This is a genomic window from Actinokineospora fastidiosa (assembly GCF_014648415.1).
Lineage (GTDB): Bacteria > Actinomycetota > Actinomycetes > Mycobacteriales > Pseudonocardiaceae > Actinokineospora > Actinokineospora fastidiosa.
Map to the genome: position 1 here is coordinate 878,158 of NZ_BMRB01000001.1, position 16,142 is coordinate 894,299.

Consider the following 16,142-nt stretch of genomic DNA (forward strand, 5'->3'; position numbering starts at 1 on the left):
GCCGACCTTGGAGGATGCCGTGAAGTCGCTCTTACTGGCCCCGGTGCTCGCGCTGGTCGCGGGCGCGGTGGCCGTCCCGCCCGCCCAGGCCCGCCCCGAGCCGGTGCGGTTCGCCACGTACAACGCCTCGCTGAACCGCGCCGCGGCCGGGCAGCTCGTCGCCGACCTGTCGACGCCGGACAACCCGCAGGCCCGCGAGATCGCCGAGGTCGTCCAGCGCACCCGGCCGGACGTGCTGCTGATCAACGAGTTCGACCACGCGCCCGAGGCCGTCGACCTGTTCCGGCGGAACTACCTGGAGCGCGGCCAGAACGGCGCGGCCCCGATCCACTACCCGCACGCCTTCATCGCGCCGTCGAACACCGGCGTGCCCAGCGGGTTCGACCTCAACCGCGACGGGCGCACCGGCACGGCCGACGACGCGTTCGGGTTCGGCTTCTTCCCGGGCCAGTACGGGATGCTCGTGCTCTCGAAGTACCCGATCGGCCCGGCGCGGACGTTCCAGGAGTTCCGCTGGGCCGACATGCCCGGCGCGATGCTGCCCGATGACCCGGCCACGGCCGCGCCCGGCGACTGGTACTCCCCGGAGATCCTCGCAGAGTTCCGGCTGTCCTCGAAGTCGCACTGGGACGTGCCGGTCCGCATCGGCCGCGACACCGTGCACTTCCTGGTGTCGCACCCGACGCCGCCGGTGTTCGACGGGCCGGAGGACCGCAACGGCGCCCGCAACCACGACGAGATCCGGTTCTGGGCGGACTACGTGCACCCCGGCAGGTCCCGGTACATCTACGACGACTCGGGCAGGCGCGGCGGCCTCAAGCCGGGCGCGCGGTTCGTCGTCGCGGGCGACCAGAACTCCGACGAGGTGGACGGCGACAGCGTGCCCGGGGCCATCCAGCAGCTGCTCACCGCGCCGCGGGTCACCGACGTGCGGCCCTCGTCGGCGGGCGGCGTCGAGGCGGCGTCCCGGCAGGGCGGGGCGAACCTGACCCACCTCGGCGACCCGCGCTACGACACCGGCGACTTCAACGACACCGCGCCCGGCAACCTGCGCGCGGACTACGTGCTGCCCTCCCGCGGCCTGCGGCCGCTGGGCGCGGGCGTGTTCTGGCCGCTGCCGGGCTCGGAGCACGACCGGCTCAACGACGCCACGGACCACAAGCTGGTCTGGGTGGACGTGGCGGTGTAACTCGACCAGGTGACCCCGGTTGCGGGCCTCCCGCGGCGCGCTGACGCTCGAACGGACGAGCGGAGGTCACGCTATGCGATGGTGTACTGCTGCCGGGGTCACCGGAGCGCTCCTGGTCGCCCTGGCCCAGCCCGCCGCGGCCGAGGTGGTCGTCGACCAGGAGGAGGTGCGGGCGGAGGCGATGGCCATGGCCCCCGACCCGGAGTACCTGGCCGACGCCGAGCCCGCCGCGCGGGCGGTCGCCGCCGAGTACGGCATCCCGGCCTCGGTGACCGCGGGCCAGTCGGTCCTGGAGTCCGGGTGGGGCCGCAGCGCGCTGGCGGTGAACCACCGCAACTACTTCGGCTTCAAGTGCACCTCCGCCGGGCCGGGGCCCATCGCGGTCGACTGCGCGGAGTACCCGACCACGGAGTGCCAGCCCGAGTGCGCGCCCACCGTCGCCACCTTCCGCGTGTACGAGTCGATGACCGACTCCTTCCGCGACTACGGCAGGTTGATCACGACCAGCCCGTACTACGCCGACGCCCTGCCCCACGCCGACGACCCGGACCGGTTCGTCACCGAGGTCGCCAAGCGGTACGCCACCGATCCGCGCTACGCGGAGAAGGTGATCGCCCTGATGGTCCAGCACGACCTCTACCGTTTGGACTCCCCGGAGTGAGCACTCGGTGGCCCGCCGTTTCGGTACCGAAAAAGTCGGGCCCGGTCGGGCACAAATAACGGGCCGTCGGTATTTCGTGCGGTCCTCCGCGCTCTGTTAGGGGTGAGGTCACCCTTCTGGCGTAGGAGGAACACATGACGTGCACGGCTCTGGAACCCGCCAGGCTCGCACCGAGCCGGATCCCGTTCCCCCGGGTGTCCCGGGAGAGCCTGGACGAGCACGTGGCCGCCGCGAGCACCGGTGATGTCCGCGCCATCGAGGCGCTGCTGCTGTTCCTCCGCCCGCTCGTGCTGCGGTACTGCCGGGCGAAGCTGGGCAGGCTGCCCAGATCCTTCAGCACCGCGGACGACGTCGCGCAGGAGGTCTGCGTGGCCATCTACCGGGCGCTGCCGACCTACCAGCACATGGGCAGGCCGTTCCTGTCGTTCGTGTACGGCATCGCCGCCCACAAGATCGCCGACGTCCACCGCGCCAACGCCCGCGACAAGTCCGACCCGATCGCCGACACCCCGGACATGGTGAGCGACGACGACGGCCCCGAACAGCTCACCCTCCGCCGCGAACTGGCCGACCAGACGGCCACCATGCTGGCGGTGCTGACCCCGAGGCAGCGCGACATCCTGCACCTGCGGATCGTCATGGGCCTGTCGGCCCACGAGACGGCCCAACTCCTGGGCACCACCGCCGAGGCCATCCGCGTGGCCCAGCACCGCGCCCTCAACCGCCTCCGCAAGACCGCGACCTTGCCCTGATCGGCGAGTTGGGCGGGGGTCCGGTGAGTCGGGTTGAGGGGGATGGGGCCCGGTCGATCGGTTGGCCGGGACGGGGGCCGCTCGACGGGGCGAGCGGGACAGGGGAACCCGGCCTGCCGGTGGAGGGGACAGGGGAACCGGCCGAGCGGGACAGGGGGAACCGGCCGCCGGTGGAGCGGGAGGGGGATCCGCTCCACCGGTTGGGCCGGGCGGGGGCCAGGCCAGTCGTTGAGCTGGACGGGTCAGCCGCTAGAGCGGCCTGGTCAAGCGCTTGCGCGGGGAGCGGTCAGCCGGTTAAGCGGGGCGGGGGCGAGGGCGGTTGCACGGGGGCTGGACGAGCCGTGCGGGGATCGGGCGGCCGGTGGAGCCGGGCGGCCGGTGGAGCCGGGCGGGCCAGCCAAGCGGATGAGCGGGTGGGGCGGCGGTTGAGCGGGACTGGCCAGCCATTGAGCGGGGCGGGGGGCGATTGGGGGCTGGGCGAGCTGGGCAGGGGGGCTGGCACCCGGGCGAGCCGGGCGGGGCCGAGCAACCGGTGGAGCCGGGCAGGAGGCTGCCAACCCGGCGAGCCGGGCGGGGCCGGTGGGGGTGGCGGGGCCGGCGGGCCAGCAAGCGGATGCGCGGGGCGGGCCGGGCTGGCGGTTGAGGGGGTGGACAGCCGCTAGGGCGGATCACGGTCAGGCGGTTGCGCGGGGGCTGGTCAGTCGGTCGAGCGGTGCGGGGGGCGGTGGAGCGGAGGCTGAGCGAGCCGGGCAGGGGCTGGCAGCCAGCGGGGGCCGGGCGACTGGTGGAATCGGACGGGCGCGAGCCAAGCGGTCGAGCGGAGCCGAGGGCTCGGCAACCGCGCGAGCCGGGGCGGGGGGCCGGGCGACCGGTGGAATCGGACGGGCGCGAGCCAAGCGGTTGAGCGGAGCCGAAGGCCCGCAACCGGGCCAGCCGGGCGGAGGCCAGGCGACCGGGGGAACCGGACACGCGCGAGCCAAGCGGTTGAGCGGGACCGGAGGCATGGCAACCGGGCCAGCCGGGGGCCAGGCGACCGGGGGAACCGGACGCGCGAGCAAGCGGTTGAGCGGAGCCGGAGGCATGGCAACCGGGCCAGCCGAGGGGCCAGGCGACCGGCGGAACCGGACGGGGGGCCAGCCGAGGGTTGAGCGGGGCCGGAGTCATGGCGGCCAGGCAAGCCGGGCGGGGGCTGGCCACGCGGATGAGCGGGGCGGGCAGGGCCAGCGTTGAGCGGGGGCTGGCAATCGGTTGGGCGGGGGCTGGCAGCCGGGTTGAGCGGGCGGGGCCCGGTCAACCGGCCAGGGGGCGAGTCTGGTCAGTCGGTCAGTGGGGCGGGTTTGGGGAAGCGGTGCTCGTTGCGGTCGATCTTGGCGTTGGCGGCGGCCAGCAGGTCGGCGCCGAGGACGTCGGCTAGGCGGACTAGGTAGAGCAGGACGTCGGCCAGTTCGTCGTCGATGCGGGCGCGGAGGTCGGGGTCGGCGTAGGCGGTCTCGGCCTGGTCCGGGGTCAGCCACTGGAAGATCTCGGTGAGCTCGCCCACCTCGCCGGAGAGGGCCATCACCAGGTTCTTCGGGGTGTGCCACCGCTCCCAGGCGCGGGCGGCGGCGAAGGCGCGCTGGCGGGCGCTGAGGTCTTCTATCGTCACGGGTCCGTCTTCTTCTTGGAGCGCAGCAGGATCCTGTCCGACGCCGGGACCACCGCGCCCGCAGGCGGGTCCTGCGAGACGACGACCCAGTTGCGGTCGGACACCAGCAGTCTCCCCTGCCCGGTGGCGTCCTCCTCGGCGAGGTGGAAGAACCCGGCTGCCTGCAGGGTGTCCTGGGCCCGCTGGTGCTCCATCCCCACGACGTCCGGCACCGGCAGGGCGTCGGCGGAGCCGCTGGGCGGGGCCACGGACGCCGGTGGGCTGGCCGGGTCGGCCGGGGCACAGGCGGTGAGGGCGATCGCGGCCAGCGCCGCGAGGGTCCGTCGCATGATCACCAGTCTCGCGGGCTACCGCCCGACGCGCACTCCGGCATCCCGGCGTCGCTTGCGCTCGTAGAGCTTGCTGTCGATCTGGACGATCGCCGGGCCGAGCGCCATGGTCAGCAGCAGGGCAAGGCCGAGGACAACGCCGATCCACACCAGAACCGCGGTCACCATCGTGAGCACCTCCGTCGTTGTTTTCGCTGCTCACAGCGTCTCTCCCGGCAGCGCCCCGGCGGATCGGCCGAGCGGGTGGGGTGCTTCGGCCGTCCGGGCATGCGCGGCGCGGTGTCCCCTGGCCGATCGGCCGATGCCTGCCCGCCGGTCGGCCGAGGCGGGTTCGTCCTGGGCGTTCTAGCGTTCTGCGGCATGGAGACCGTTGCGACCGTGCGCCGCTGGATGGCGGGCCTGCTGGCCGTCGCGTACCTGACCGACATCGCGGTGCTGGGGAGCCTGTGGGGCGGGGCCGCGCTGCTGGTCCCGCTGCCGATGGTCGCGACGGTCTTCCTCGCCCTGCGCAGGCCGGTTCTCGGGGGACTGGCCTGCGCGGGGGCCGTGCTCGCGATGTCGGTCGTGCTGCGCGAACGGGACCCGTACTCGTTCTTCGGGGTCCAGTCGCTGCTGTCGCTCTCGGCGACCGAGGCGCTGGCCGGGATGATGGTCATCGCGATCGTCATCTGGCGGACGCCGCGCGGGGTCGCCGCGGCGGCGACGCTCGGCCTGCTCGCCTCGGCCGTCTGCGCGGTCCTGATACGCAGGCCCTACTGGCACTACACCGATCTCGACCTCGCCTCCGTGGGCGCGGTGCTGGCCGTGGGCGCGGGCGTGGCGCTGCGCCTGGGCGGCGGCGACTCGCCGATGCGCACGTTCCTGCGCGGGCAGTGGCCGCTGGCGCTGGCCCTCACGCTGGCGCTGCTGGTCGACTCCAGCGCCACGCTGGACATCGACCGGCTCGGCCCCTACGCCGCCTTCCCGCTGCTGGCCGCGGTCGCGACGGCGGTGTGCGCGGTGCTCGGCCCGCGCGACGCCCTGCACTGGACGATCAACGCGGCCGTCATCGTGGCGGTGTCCGGGGTGGGTATCGCCGTCCTCGCCTACCTGCTCGACCACCCCATGTCCGGGCTGCGCCCGCCCGCGGCCATCGTCGCCGCGCAGATGGCGCTGGTCGCCTACGTGGTGCGCTACTGCGACCGGCAGAAGGCGACCTCGGCCGTCGTCGCGCTCGTCGGCGCCGACGCGCTCGCCACGATCGCGCTGGCCGCGGCGACCCGGGACCGGCCCGACACCGAGTTCTTCCTCGTGGCCGCCTTCCTCCTGCTGCTGTCGGTCGCCACCGGCCAGTACTTCGGCTCCCGCGACCGGGCCCGCAACCAGTCGATCCGGGTGGCGGTGTCCGGCGCGCAGCAGGCCGAGCGGATGGCCCTGGCCCGGGAGCTGCACGACGTCGTCGCCCACCACGTGACCGGGATCGTCGTGCAGGCGCAGGCCGCCCAGCTCGTCGCCGACCCGGCGAAGACCGCGCAGGCGCTGGCCAAGATCGAGCGCAGCGGCACCGAGGCGCTGGCCGCCATGCGGATGCTGGTCGGCAGCATGCGCGGGACGCAGGCGGGCGAGGCCGGGGCCGCCGACGCCGCGACCGCCGACCTCGCCGCCGACCTGCGCGCGGTCGCCGCGGGCTTCCCCGGCCCTGAGGTCCACATGGAACTGTCGCTGCCGGACACGCTGCCGCCGGAGGCCGGGCGGACCGTGCTGCGGATCGTCCAGGAGTCGCTGACCAACGTCAGCAAGCACGCCCAGGACGCCTCGCGGGTGTCGGTCACCGTCGAGCCCGCCGACGGCGAGCTGCGCGTGCGGGTGTCCGACGACGCGACGACGGCCCGGGTGCGACCGGCGGGCGGCTCCGGCGGCTACGGTCTGGTGGGCATGCGGGAACGCGTCGAGCTGCTCGGCGGCGCGTTCGCCGCGGGCCCGGGCGAGACGGCGGGGTGGACCGTCGACGCGCGCTTCCCGCTGCGAAAGGACGGCTCGTGATCCGGGTGCTGATCGCCGATGACCAGGAGATGGTCCGCGCCGGGTTCCGGATGATCCTGGAGACCCAGCCCGACATCGAGGTCGTCGCCGACGTGCCGGACGGCGTCAGCGCCGTGGCCAGGGCGCGCGAGCTGCGCCCGGACGTGTGCCTGCTCGACATCCGGATGCCCGGGATGGACGGCCTGGCCGTGACCAGGGCGCTGGCCGGGCCGGAGGTGGCCGACCCCATCAAGGTGGTGGTGGTGACCACGTTCGACCTCGACGAGTACGTGCACACGGCGCTGGCCAACGGCGCGTCCGGCTTCCTGCTCAAGGACGCGGGCCCGGCCCTGCTGATGGAGGCGGTGCGCGCGGCCGACCGCGGCGACGCGCTGGTCTCCCCGCAGATCACCGTGCGGCTGCTGCGCCACTTCGCCTCGCCGCGGTCGGTCGACCCGCAGGCCGCCTCCCTCACCGAGCGGGAGACCGACGTGGTGAAGGCCGCGGCCCGCGGGCTGACGAACACCGAGATCGGCGCCGAGCTGTTTTTGTCGCTGTCGACGGTGAAGACTCACCTGGCGGCGGTGCAGGCCAAGATCGGCGCGCGCAACCGCGTCGAGATCGCGGCCTGGGCGTGGCGCACCGGCCTCATGACCTCGTGATCGTCTTCACCACCAGCTGGTTGCCCGGCGGGTTGCCCGCGCAGCCGAGCCCGTCCAGCGCGACGAACATGGCGGCGGTCTCCTGCGGCGGGTACACCCGCAGCCCGCGCACCTCGGTCGGCTTGCACACGGCGGCGTCGTAGTTGCGGACGTTGACGAACCCGACCGGCGCGACCGCGGTGCCGTCCGGCTTCAGCGTGACCGGGGCGCCCTTCGTGCCCTCCCGGTAGGCGGCCGGCCCGACCTGCTCGCCGCCCTCACCGGACACATAGGACACGCCGGGGAAGCCGTGCATGACGCAGACCCGCGAACCGGTGTTCGTGAAGACGAGCTTCCGGTAGACCGTGCCCGCGCCCGCGGAGTCGTCCTCGATGGACAGGGACAGCTCGTCGGTCTTGCAGTCGGTCGCCACCGGCAGGCGCGACGCCGTGGTGGCGGGCGATGTGGCGCCGTTCGCCCCCGTCACCTCCGTGGACGTCCCGGTCGGCGGCTCGGCCAGCGACGGGCCCGCTCCCGCGTCGCCCGCCGGTGGTGGGCTCCCGCACGCCGCCACGGCCAGCAGTCCGATCAATCCGATCATCCGCGCGCGCATAAGACCCTCCGGCGAATGTTGCCCTCCCACTTTTCCTTTCCACGATGCGCGAATGATCAACCGCGCGCCACCCGAACACGCCCCCGATTCACAGTCGGGCCGCCCCGGTGTGAAGAATTGCCGCCCGTTCGGGGGTGGTGACGTCCTATGTGCAGACAGTAACGTCGCGACCATGGCGGGTGCTGGGGAAGCACGATTACGGATCGTGCTCACAAGGGCGGTGTGGTGACGAAGGATCGACGGCTGGCTTGGCTGCTTGGCTCAAGCGCCTTGTCCAACCTGGGGGACGGTATCGGGAAGGTCGCCTTCCCCCTGCTCGCGGTCAGCGTGACCCGCGACCCCGTGCTCATCGCCGGGCTGTCCGCGACGTCGTTCCTGCCCTGGCTGTTGTTCTCGCTGCTCACCGGCGTGCTCATCGATCGGGTCGACCGGCGCAAGGCCATGCTGCTCGCCAACGCGGCGCGCGCGCTGATCGTCGGCGGCCTCGCCGTGCTCGTGCTCGCCGACGCCACGACGATCTGGTTGCTCTACGCGTTCGCCCTCGCGCTGGGCACGGTCGAGACGGTTGCGGACAGTGCCGCCCAGGCGCTCATCCCGGCTGTCGTGGACCGGGCCGGACTGGAATCTGCGAACGGCAAGTTGCAGAGCGTAGAGATCGTCGGGCAGACGTTCCTCGGCGGACCGCTGGGCAGCCTCACTTTCGCCCTGTTCGCCGCGCTGCCCTTCCTGCTGAATTCCGTCGGGTTCGCCATCGCCGCCGTGCTGCTGGTGCTGCTGCACGGCAAGTACCGGCCCAAGGCCGTCGACCCCGAGCAGACCGCGCTGCGGGTGCAGCTCGCCGAGGGGTGGCGGTGGCTGCGCGGCCATGCGCTGATGGTCCAGCTGATGCTGTTCGCCGCGTCCGTCGCGCTCACCTCGGAGCTGGCGCAGGCGCTGCTGGTGCTCTACGCGATCGAGGACCTGGGCCTCAACGCGGCGACGTTCGGCGTGTTCGCCCTGGTCGGCGGCGTCGGCGGGTTGCTCGGCGCGTGGCTGGCGCCGCGGCTGACCAAGCGGCTGCCCCGGCGCACGGTGCTCACCCTGGCCACCGGGTTCTGCGGGCTCGGGTTCGGGCTGATGTCCCTCGTCGGCGACCCGATCTCGGCCAGCCTGCTGTTCGGCGTGTTCGCCGCCGCCGTCGTGGTCATCAACGTCATCCTGGGCGCCCTGCGCGGCGCGCTCGTGCCCGAGCACCTGTTCGGCCGGGTGCTCGGGGTCTGGCGCACGGCGGTGTGGGGCGCGATCCCGCTGGGCGCGCTGCTCGGCGGCCTGCTGGCCGACTGGCTGGGCACGCGCGCGGTGTTCGGGGTGTCCGGCGCGCTGCAGATCCTGCTCGGCGGGTTCGTCTGGATCTCGCTCGACCGGCACGCCGCCGAGGTGGACTCCCTCAACGGCGCACCGGCCTGAGCGCTACTTGCTGGCGACCTTGCGGTACTTGCCGACCGCGAGCGGCACGAAGATCGCCAGGATGATCAGCGAGCAGATCAGCGACCACAGCACCGGGTGCTGCGCGGGCCAGGCGTCCGAGGTGCCCAGGATGCCCGGGCGCGGGTTCTCGAACAGCGTCCTGGCCGCGTCGGCCGCCGCGGTGACCGGGTTCCACTCCGCGATCGTGCGCAGGAAGCCCGGCATGCTGGACGCGGAGACGAACGCCGAGGAGATGAAGGCGAACGGGAACATCCAGATGAAGCCCGCGCTCTGCGCGACCTGGACGTTGCCGGACACCATGCCGACCCACGCGCCGATCCACGACATCGCGAACGAGAACAGCAGCAGCAGCGCGAACGCGGCCACCGCGTCGAGGAGGCTGCCCCGGATGCGCCAGCCGACGATCAGCCCGCAGACGGCCATCACGACCAGGCCGAGCGCGGAGACCGCGAGGTCGGCGCTCGTGCGGCCGAGGAGCACGGCCGCGCGCGACATGGGCAGCGACCGGAACCGGTCGATGACGCCCTTGTCGAGGTCGGCCGCCATGCCGAGGGTGGTGTACGCGGAGTTGAACGCCACCGTCTGGGCGAAGATGCCGCCCATCAGGAACTCGCGGTAGGCGTCGGCGTCGCCGCCGATGCTGCCGCCGAAGACGTAGGCGAACAGCAGCACGAACATGATCGGCTGCAGGGTGGCGCCGAGCAGCAGGTCGGGCTGGCGGCGCACGTTCATCAGGTTGCGCCAGGCGACCACGCCGCTGTCGCGGGCGCCCGCGGTGATCACGGCCATCAGGAGTCCCCCTTCTTCCGGCGCTTCTTCTCCGGCTGAGGCGCGTCCTCCTCGGCCGCGTGCCCCGTCAGCGCGAGGAACACGTCGTCGAGCGTGGGCCGGTGCAGTCCGACGTCGAGCACGCCGACGCTGTCGCGGTCGAGCAGGCGCAGCGCCTCGACCAGCGCCTTGGGCCCGGTGTCGACCTTGATGGACAGCTTGCGCTGGTGCTCGTCGACGTCCGGCTCGCCGACCCCGACCGCGCTCAGCGCTGCCCGCGCCGCGGCCAGCTCGCCCGCGTCGGCGACGACGATGTCCAGCCGCTCGCCGCCGACCCCGGCCTTGAGCTGGTCGGCGGTGCCTGCGGCGATGACCCTGCCCCGGTCGATGACCAGGATCCGGTCGGCCAGCTGGTCGGCCTCCTCCAGGTACTGGGTGGTCAGCAGGACGGTGGTGCCGTCGGCGACGAGCTCGCCGATGACCTCCCAGGTGTCCATGCGCCCGCGCGGGTCCAGCCCGGTGGTCGGCTCGTCGAGCACGACGACGGCGGGCGCGGCGACCAGCGCCCCCGCCAGGTCCAGCCTGCGGCGCATGCCGCCGGAGTAGGTGCGCGCGGGCCGGTCGGCCGCGTCGACCAGGCGGAAGCGCCCGACCAGCTCGGCGGCGCGCGCCCGGGCGTCCGCCCGGCTGAGCCCGTAGAGCCGCCCGACCATGTACAGGTTCTCCGTGCCCGTCAGGTTCTCGTCGACGGCCGCGTACTGGCCGGACAGCCCGATGGACCGGCGGACCGCCTGCGGATCGGCGGCCACGTCGTGCCCCGCGACGAACGCCTTCCCCGCGTCCGGCCGCAGCAGTGTGGTGAGGATGCGCACGGTGGTCGTCTTGCCCGCCCCGTTCGGGCCCAGCAACCCCAGCACGGTCCCAGTGGGAATCTCCAGGTCGACGCCGTCGAGCGCGCGGGTGGACCCGAAGGTCTTCACCAGCCCCTCGGCGCGGACCGCTACCGATGACATGTCGCGCAGGGTAGCCCCGTCCCCCGACAACGCGCCCCCGAATTCCGGCACTCGCCGCTAGAGGCGGACTCCGGTCCACTCCAGACAGTGCCAACCGTCGCCCCGGGTTTCCAGGAGGACGTGGCCGGTGTTGGGGATCAGGCCCGCGTTGGCCAGTTGGGGACCGACGTTGTCGGCCAGGAGTTCGGCGCCGAGGCGGAGGATCCCGCCGTGGGTCACCAGGGCGACCGTCTCGTCGGGGTGGTCGGCGCGGAGTTTGGCGATGTCGGCGGCGAAGCGCTCCAGGACGGCGTGGCCGGTGTCGCCGCCGGGCATGGCGCGGTGCAGGTCGCCCTCGGTCCAGCCGCGGTAGACCTCGACGAACGCGGCGAGGGCCTCCGGGTCGTTGCGGCCTTCCAGTTCGCCCGCCTGCACCTCGTGCACTCCCGCGAGGACCGCGACGTCGAGACCGCGGCGGACCGCCATGGGGGCGGCGGTCTCCTGGGCGCGGATGGCGGTGCTGGCGTAGACGGCGGTGACCGGCTCGTGCTTGGTGCGCTCGGCGAACGCCTCGGCCTGGCGGCGGCCGAGCGCGGTCAGCGGCGGGCCGGGCGGGGCGGAGTCCAGGACGTGGTTGACGTTGGAGATGGTCTCGCCGTGGCGGACCAGCAACAGCCGGGTCATGCCTCGCCTCCCGTGCGCAGCGCCGCGAGCCAGGCGGCGGAGGCGGCGTGGTCGATGTCGCGGTGGCCGGGCGGGGCCAGGGACGCCGCGCCGTCGGCCTTGGGGTAGGAGCCGAGGAAGCGGACCTGCTGGCTGCGCCGGTGCAGCGCGGCCAGCGCCTCGCCGACGCGGTGCTCGGCGATGTGGCCGTCGAAGTCGAGGTAGAAGCGGTACTCGCCGAACCGGCCGCGCAGCGGGCGGGACTCGATGCGGGAGAGGTTGATGCCGCGCAGGGCCAGCTCGGTGAGCAGGTTCTGCAGCTCGCCGGGCTGGTGGGCGACGACGGCCAGCACCGACGTCCGGTCGGCCCCGGTCGGCGCGGGCGCGGTCGTCGGCCTGCTCAGCAGCAGGAACCGGGTGACCGCGTCGCGCTCGTCGGCCACGTCCGTGGCGCGCTCCTCCAGCGGGTAGTGCGTCGCGGCGACCGGCGCGGTGACGGCGGCGTCGTACTGGCCCTCGACCACGCCCACGGCCGCGCCCGCGGTGGAGGTCGCCGCGAGCTGGGTCGCCTCCGGCAGGTTCGCCGAGAGCCAGCCCTGGACCTGGGCCAGGGCGTGCGGGTGGCTGGCGACCGTGCGGATCTCGGTCGTGCCCGGCCGCACGAGCACCGAGAAGCGGATGGGCAGCACGTGCTCGGCGACGGCGACGACCGGCTCGTCGACGGCGAGGGCGTCCATGGTCGCCGAGACCGCGCCCTCGACGGAGTTCTCGACCGGCACGCACGCCAGGTCGGCCGCGCCCGTGCGGACCGCGGCGACGGCCTTCGGGATCGTCGGCAGGGGCACCAGGTCGGCCTGTCCGTCGAACGCGCGGGCGGCTTGTTCGGTGAACGTGCCCTGGGGTCCGAAGTAGGCGATACGCGGCACGCCGCCCACCCTACTGGGCAGCCGGTTGGACACCTGGGGTTGTGCTGCGGGTTACCAAATGGCGGTTACCGCGCCGCTCGCGGAGATGACATGCTGGTCGAGTGACCGCGGATTCGGAGACCGGGACGGTGCACGCGCAGGCAGACACGCTCGAACTGGTGTTGTGCGCGGTGGACGAACCGCTCGCCGAGGCGTGGCGGTCCGCGACCCGGCCGAACGTGCGGGTCCACCGCGGGTCCGTGCTGGACGTCGACGCGCAGGCCGTGGTCTCCCCCGCCAACTCCTACGGCTGGATGCGCGGCGGCATCGACGCGGTCTACGCGCGGTCGTTCCCCCGGGTCGAGGAGTCCGTCCGCAGCGCGGTGCTGGCCTACCACGGCGGCGAGCTGCCGGTGGGCGAGGCGCTGATCGTGCCGACCGGGGCGCGCACGCCCGCGTGGCTGATCAGCGCGCCGACGATGCGCGAGCCCGCCACCGTCCTCCCGCCGGACACCGTGCACCCCTACCTCGCCGCGCGTGCGGTGTTCCGCCTGTGGCGCGACGGGGTGTTCGACGACGGCGCGCCCATCCGCATGGGCGTGCGCACGGTGGCGATGCCGGGCCTGGGCACCGGGGTGGGCGGGGTGTCGCCGCAGACGTGCGCGCGGCAGGTCGCGGCGGCGTGGGACGAGGTCTTCGGCGCCTAGTGGTCGCGCGGACGTCATGTCCACGTTGCCTGCGCCACACCCGATCGGTGCAGTCCGTCACACCACAAATGCGCTCCGAGCGCTTACGTTGGCGCGGTAGGCCCACAATCCCGCCGCGAGGAGTCGGACATGGCACGGGTCCGCGAGCTGAGCCCGTACGTCGAACTCCGCCGCGAGCAATGGCGTGAGCTGCGCAAGAACACCCCGCTGCCGCTCACGCTGGAGGAACTGGTCCGGCTGCGCGGCCTGGGCGACCCGGTGGACCTCGCCGAGGTGGTCGACGTCTACCTGCCGCTGTCGCGGCTGATCTCGCTGCAGGTGGCGGCCCGCCAGCACCTCTACGAGACCACCACCGCGTTCCTGGGCGAGGACGGCGCGAAGGTGCCGTTCATCATCGGCATCGCGGGCAGCGTGGCGGTCGGCAAGTCGACCACGGCGCGGCTGCTGCGCACCCTGCTCGCCCGCTGGCCCGACCACCCGCACGTCGACCTGGTCACCACCGACGGCTTCCTGTACCCGCGCGCCGAGCTGATCCGGCGCGGGCTGATGAGCCGCAAGGGCTTCCCCGAGAGCTACGACCGCCGCGCCCTGCTGCGGTTCGTCTCGGAGGTCAAGTCGGGCTCGGACGAGGTGCGCGCGCCGGTGTACTCGCACCTGGCGTACGACATCGTGCCCGGCGAGGAGCAGGTGGTCCGCAAGCCGGACATCCTGATCGTCGAGGGGTTGAACGTCCTGCAGCCGGGGCCGAGGCTGGCGGTGTCGGACCTGTTCGACTTCTCGGTGTACGTCGACGCCCACCCCGAGGACATCGAGCGCTGGTACATCGAGCGGTTCCTGGCGCTGCGCTCGACGGCGTTCGCCGACCCGTCGTCGCACTTCCACCACTACGCGGCCCTCTCCGACGACGAGGCGCGGGCGGAGGCGGGGGTGCTGTGGAAGCGGATCAACGAGCCGAACCTGCTGTCGAACATCCTGCCGACCCGCCCGAGGGCGACGCTCGTGCTGCGCAAGGGCTCGGACCATCGGATCTCCCGGGTGCGGCTCCGTAAGCTGTGACGTGTGATCCGGGTGCTGCTGGTCGATGACCACGAGGTCGTGCGGCGCGGCCTGCGCGACCTGCTGGACGGCGAGCCGGACATCGAGGTGGTCGCCCAGGCGGGGTCGGTGGCCGAGGCGCTGGTGCGGGCGACGTCGTCCGCGCCGGACGTGGCCGTCGTGGACGTGCGGCTGCCGGACGGGGACGGCGTCTCGCTGTGCCGGTCCCTCCGCTCGCTGACGCCCGCGCCGCACTGCTTGGTGCTGACGGCGTTCGACGATGAGAACGCCCTGGTCGAGGCGATCATGGCGGGCGCTGCGGGGTATCTGCTGAAGCAGGTCAGGGGGCAGGACCTGATCACCGCCGTGCGCGAGGTGGCGGCCGGGCGGTCGCTGCTGGACCCGGTGACGACGGCCCGCGTGCTGGAGCGGATGCGGCGCTCGGCCTCCGACGAGCTCTCGGCGATGACCGAGCGGGAGCGGGAGGTCCTGGAGCTGATGGGCGAGGGGCTGTCCAACCGCCAGATCGCCGAGCGGCTGTTCCTGGCGGAGAAGACCGTGAAGAACTACGTGACGTCGGTGCTGGCGAAGCTGGGCATGCAGCGGCGGACGCAGGCGGTGGCCTGGTTCGCCCGCCGGGAGCGGTAGTCAGCCCGGCAGGGGCACTTCCCAGGTGACCGCCGTGCCACTTCTCGGTGACGAGCGGACCGTGCAGGTGCCGCCCAGGCGCTCGGCGCGGTCGTGGAGGTTGCGCAGCCCGCGCCTCGTCACGCCCTCCGGGATGCCGCAGCCGTCGTCGGCGACGGTCAGGCGCAGGTGCTTGTCGTCGCGCCGCAGGTGGACCGTCACGCGCAGGGCGCCCGCGTGGCGGACCACGTTCGACAGGGCTTCGCGGAGGGCGGCCCTGGTGTTGTCCGCCACCTCGGTGGGGAGGTCGCGGACGTCGCCGACGATCTCCAGCGACGGGGCGAAGCCCAGGAGCTCGCGGGCGGTGGCGACCTCGGCGGTGGCGGATTCGGCGAGGTCGGCCGCCGGTTCCTCGGGGTCGGGGTTGCGGAGCGTGCGCACCACCGCGCGGACGTCGGCGATGGCCGTGTCCAGCTGATCGATGACCTCGGCGATGCGGGCGGCGTCGGCCTTGGCGAGCTTGCGCGCCGGGCGGCGGGTCAGCAGGTCCAGCTGCATGCCCGCCGCGTAGAGCCGCTGGACGATGACGTCGTGCAGGTCGCGGGCGATGCGCTCGCGTTCCTCGTACACCCCGATCCGGCGGCGGGCGATCGCGCCTTCGGACAGGACCAGGACCAGGCCCGCCTGCGCGGCGAACGCGGTGAGGACCTCGACGCCCGCGGGCGTGAACGGGCGGGCGCCGCGCTTGCGGTACACGGTCAGCGCGCCCAGCCTGCGTTCGCGGGTGCCGAAGGGCGCGGCGGCGAACGGGCCGTAGACCTGCAGCTCGCGCGGGACGTAGGGCGCGGTGCGCGGGTCGGTGGTGACGTCGTCGGCGACGATCGGGACGCCGCCCCGGGCCACGCGGGCGGCCGATGACCTCGGCGAGAGCACCAGGCCGACCGGGCTCTGCGCGCCGTGGGCGGCCTCGACGGTGACGCCGCCGTCGTCGCTGAGGGCCATGACCAGGCCGAGGTCGGCCTCGGCGAGGGCGGCCGCGCTGCGCACGACCAGGCCGAGGACGGCGTCGGGGTCGTCGCCGGAGAGCGCGGCGGTGGCGATCTCGGTGGACGCGGTCAGGGTTCGGGCAGCCAGCGTGGGGTCCATG

Annotated in this window: 18 protein-coding genes; 9 read left to right on the forward strand and 9 right to left on the reverse strand. The window is 73.5% G+C overall.

Annotated elements, in window-relative coordinates:
• The first annotated feature begins 19 nt into the window (after window positions 1-19).
• The 3 genes from IEY98_RS04115 to shbA all read left to right on the forward strand — a co-directional run bounded on the left by IEY98_RS04115 (window position 20) and on the right by shbA (window position 2,602).
• Window positions 20-1,189 carry an endonuclease/exonuclease/phosphatase family protein gene (locus tag IEY98_RS04115; protein WP_373292313.1) on the forward strand — a complete coding sequence of 390 codons (1,170 nt, stop codon included), beginning with the start codon at window positions 20-22 and terminating at the stop codon, window positions 1,187-1,189.
• A gap of 73 nt (window positions 1,190-1,262) precedes the next feature.
• A complete protein-coding gene (locus IEY98_RS04120) occupies window positions 1,263-1,850 on the forward strand; it encodes a glucosaminidase domain-containing protein (protein WP_189208905.1) in 588 nt (195 codons plus the stop codon).
• Window positions 1,851-1,984: 134 nt separating this feature from the next.
• Window positions 1,985-2,602, forward strand: a complete 618-nt coding sequence (gene shbA / locus IEY98_RS04125) for an RNA polymerase sigma factor ShbA (RefSeq protein WP_189208906.1) — start codon at window positions 1,985-1,987, stop codon at window positions 2,600-2,602.
• Between the two features lie 1,315 nt (window positions 2,603-3,917).
• Here shbA and IEY98_RS04130 read toward each other — a convergent pair.
• Genes IEY98_RS04130 through IEY98_RS04140 form a run of 3 tightly spaced genes read right to left on the reverse strand, consistent with a single transcriptional unit; the run spans window position 3,918 to window position 4,744 of the window.
• Window positions 3,918-4,247 carry a nucleotide pyrophosphohydrolase gene (locus tag IEY98_RS04130; RefSeq protein ID WP_189208907.1) on the reverse strand — a complete coding sequence of 110 codons (330 nt, stop codon included), beginning with the start codon at window positions 4,245-4,247 and terminating at the stop codon, window positions 3,918-3,920.
• A complete protein-coding gene (locus tag IEY98_RS04135) occupies window positions 4,244-4,576 on the reverse strand; it encodes a PASTA domain-containing protein (RefSeq protein WP_189208908.1) in 333 nt (110 codons plus the stop codon). The genes IEY98_RS04130 and IEY98_RS04135 overlap by 4 nt, the downstream gene beginning before the upstream one ends.
• Window positions 4,577-4,594: 18 nt before the next feature.
• Window positions 4,595-4,744 carry a hypothetical protein gene (locus tag IEY98_RS04140; RefSeq protein ID WP_189208909.1) on the reverse strand — a complete coding sequence of 50 codons (150 nt, stop codon included), beginning with the start codon at window positions 4,742-4,744 and terminating at the stop codon, window positions 4,595-4,597.
• Window positions 4,745-4,936: 192 nt separating this feature from the next.
• On the opposite strand from IEY98_RS04140, the gene IEY98_RS04145 reads away from it, so the two are divergent.
• Window positions 4,937-6,598 (forward strand): sensor histidine kinase, encoded by a 1,662-nt coding sequence (locus IEY98_RS04145; RefSeq protein ID WP_189208910.1) that lies wholly within the window; start codon window positions 4,937-4,939, stop codon window positions 6,596-6,598.
• Window positions 6,595-7,239, forward strand: a complete 645-nt coding sequence (locus tag IEY98_RS04150) for a response regulator (protein ID WP_189208911.1) — start codon at window positions 6,595-6,597, stop codon at window positions 7,237-7,239. Before IEY98_RS04145 ends, IEY98_RS04150 begins: the two co-directional genes overlap by 4 nt.
• On the opposite strand, the gene IEY98_RS04155 is transcribed toward IEY98_RS04150, so the two are convergent.
• Window positions 7,226-7,819: a DUF4232 domain-containing protein gene (locus IEY98_RS04155; RefSeq protein ID WP_229786553.1), complete on the reverse strand. Its 594-nt coding sequence runs from the start codon at window positions 7,817-7,819 to the stop codon at window positions 7,226-7,228. The genes IEY98_RS04150 and IEY98_RS04155 overlap by 14 nt on opposite strands.
• Window positions 7,820-8,056: 237 nt before the next feature.
• Between IEY98_RS04155 and IEY98_RS04160 the strand changes: the two genes are divergently transcribed.
• Entirely contained in the window at window positions 8,057-9,277 is a 1,221-nt protein-coding gene (locus IEY98_RS04160) for an MFS transporter (RefSeq protein ID WP_189208913.1), read from the forward strand.
• Window positions 9,278-9,280: 3 nt separating this feature from the next.
• On the opposite strand, the gene IEY98_RS04165 is transcribed toward IEY98_RS04160, so the two are convergent.
• Genes IEY98_RS04165 through pheA form a run of 4 tightly spaced genes read right to left on the reverse strand, consistent with a single transcriptional unit; the run spans window position 9,281 to window position 12,647 of the window.
• The gene (locus IEY98_RS04165; RefSeq protein WP_189208914.1) at window positions 9,281-10,087 is read right to left on the reverse strand and encodes an ABC transporter permease; all 807 of its coding nucleotides are present in this window, start codon (window positions 10,085-10,087) and stop codon (window positions 9,281-9,283) included.
• Window positions 10,087-11,079, reverse strand: coding sequence for an ATP-binding cassette domain-containing protein (locus tag IEY98_RS04170; RefSeq protein WP_308425837.1), 993 nt, complete (start codon window positions 11,077-11,079; stop codon window positions 10,087-10,089). Before IEY98_RS04170 ends, IEY98_RS04165 begins: the two co-directional genes overlap by 1 nt.
• Before the next feature lie 57 nt (window positions 11,080-11,136).
• On the reverse strand, window positions 11,137-11,742 hold the full coding sequence (locus tag IEY98_RS04175; RefSeq protein ID WP_189208915.1) for a histidine phosphatase family protein: 606 nt from the start codon (window positions 11,740-11,742) through the stop codon (window positions 11,137-11,139).
• Complete coding sequence (gene pheA / locus IEY98_RS04180; RefSeq protein WP_189208916.1) at window positions 11,739-12,647, reverse strand: prephenate dehydratase; 909 nt, start codon at window positions 12,645-12,647, stop codon at window positions 11,739-11,741. Before pheA ends, IEY98_RS04175 begins: the two co-directional genes overlap by 4 nt.
• Window positions 12,648-12,748: 101 nt before the next feature.
• On the opposite strand from pheA, the gene IEY98_RS04185 reads away from it, so the two are divergent.
• The 3 genes from IEY98_RS04185 to IEY98_RS04195 all read left to right on the forward strand — a co-directional run bounded on the left by IEY98_RS04185 (window position 12,749) and on the right by IEY98_RS04195 (window position 15,016).
• Window positions 12,749-13,333: a macro domain-containing protein gene (locus IEY98_RS04185; protein ID WP_229786558.1), complete on the forward strand. Its 585-nt coding sequence runs from the start codon at window positions 12,749-12,751 to the stop codon at window positions 13,331-13,333.
• Between the two features lie 129 nt (window positions 13,334-13,462).
• Window positions 13,463-14,389, forward strand: coding sequence for a type I pantothenate kinase (gene coaA, locus IEY98_RS04190; RefSeq protein ID WP_189208917.1), 927 nt, complete (start codon window positions 13,463-13,465; stop codon window positions 14,387-14,389).
• A gap of 6 nt (window positions 14,390-14,395) precedes the next feature.
• A complete protein-coding gene (locus tag IEY98_RS04195) occupies window positions 14,396-15,016 on the forward strand; it encodes a response regulator (protein ID WP_308425867.1) in 621 nt (206 codons plus the stop codon).
• Here IEY98_RS04195 and IEY98_RS04200 read toward each other — a convergent pair whose 3' ends face one another.
• On the reverse strand, window positions 15,017-16,141 hold the full coding sequence (locus tag IEY98_RS04200; RefSeq protein ID WP_189208919.1) for a GAF domain-containing sensor histidine kinase: 1,125 nt from the start codon (window positions 16,139-16,141) through the stop codon (window positions 15,017-15,019).
• Between the last annotated feature and the right edge of the window lies 1 nt (window position 16,142).

Coding starts and splice junctions, on each gene's coding strand:
- IEY98_RS04165 (WP_189208914.1), bottom strand. CDS start 10,087: ATGGCCGTGATCACCGCGGGCGCCCGCGACAGCGGCGTGGTCGCCTGG.
- IEY98_RS04200 (WP_189208919.1), bottom strand. CDS start 16,141: ATGGACCCCACGCTGGCTGCCCGAACCCTGACCGCGTCCACCGAGATC.
- shbA (WP_189208906.1), top strand. CDS start 1,985: ATGACGTGCACGGCTCTGGAACCCGCCAGGCTCGCACCGAGCCGGATC.
- IEY98_RS04145 (WP_189208910.1), top strand. CDS start 4,937: ATGGAGACCGTTGCGACCGTGCGCCGCTGGATGGCGGGCCTGCTGGCC.
- IEY98_RS04170 (WP_308425837.1), bottom strand. CDS start 11,079: ATGTCATCGGTAGCGGTCCGCGCCGAGGGGCTGGTGAAGACCTTCGGG.
- IEY98_RS04135 (WP_189208908.1), bottom strand. CDS start 4,576: ATGCGACGGACCCTCGCGGCGCTGGCCGCGATCGCCCTCACCGCCTGT.
- IEY98_RS04175 (WP_189208915.1), bottom strand. CDS start 11,742: ATGACCCGGCTGTTGCTGGTCCGCCACGGCGAGACCATCTCCAACGTC.
- IEY98_RS04155 (WP_229786553.1), bottom strand. CDS start 7,819: ATGATCGGATTGATCGGACTGCTGGCCGTGGCGGCGTGCGGGAGCCCA.
- IEY98_RS04140 (WP_189208909.1), bottom strand. CDS start 4,744: ATGGTGACCGCGGTTCTGGTGTGGATCGGCGTTGTCCTCGGCCTTGCC.
- IEY98_RS04120 (WP_189208905.1), top strand. CDS start 1,263: ATGCGATGGTGTACTGCTGCCGGGGTCACCGGAGCGCTCCTGGTCGCC.
- coaA (WP_189208917.1), top strand. CDS start 13,463: ATGGCACGGGTCCGCGAGCTGAGCCCGTACGTCGAACTCCGCCGCGAG.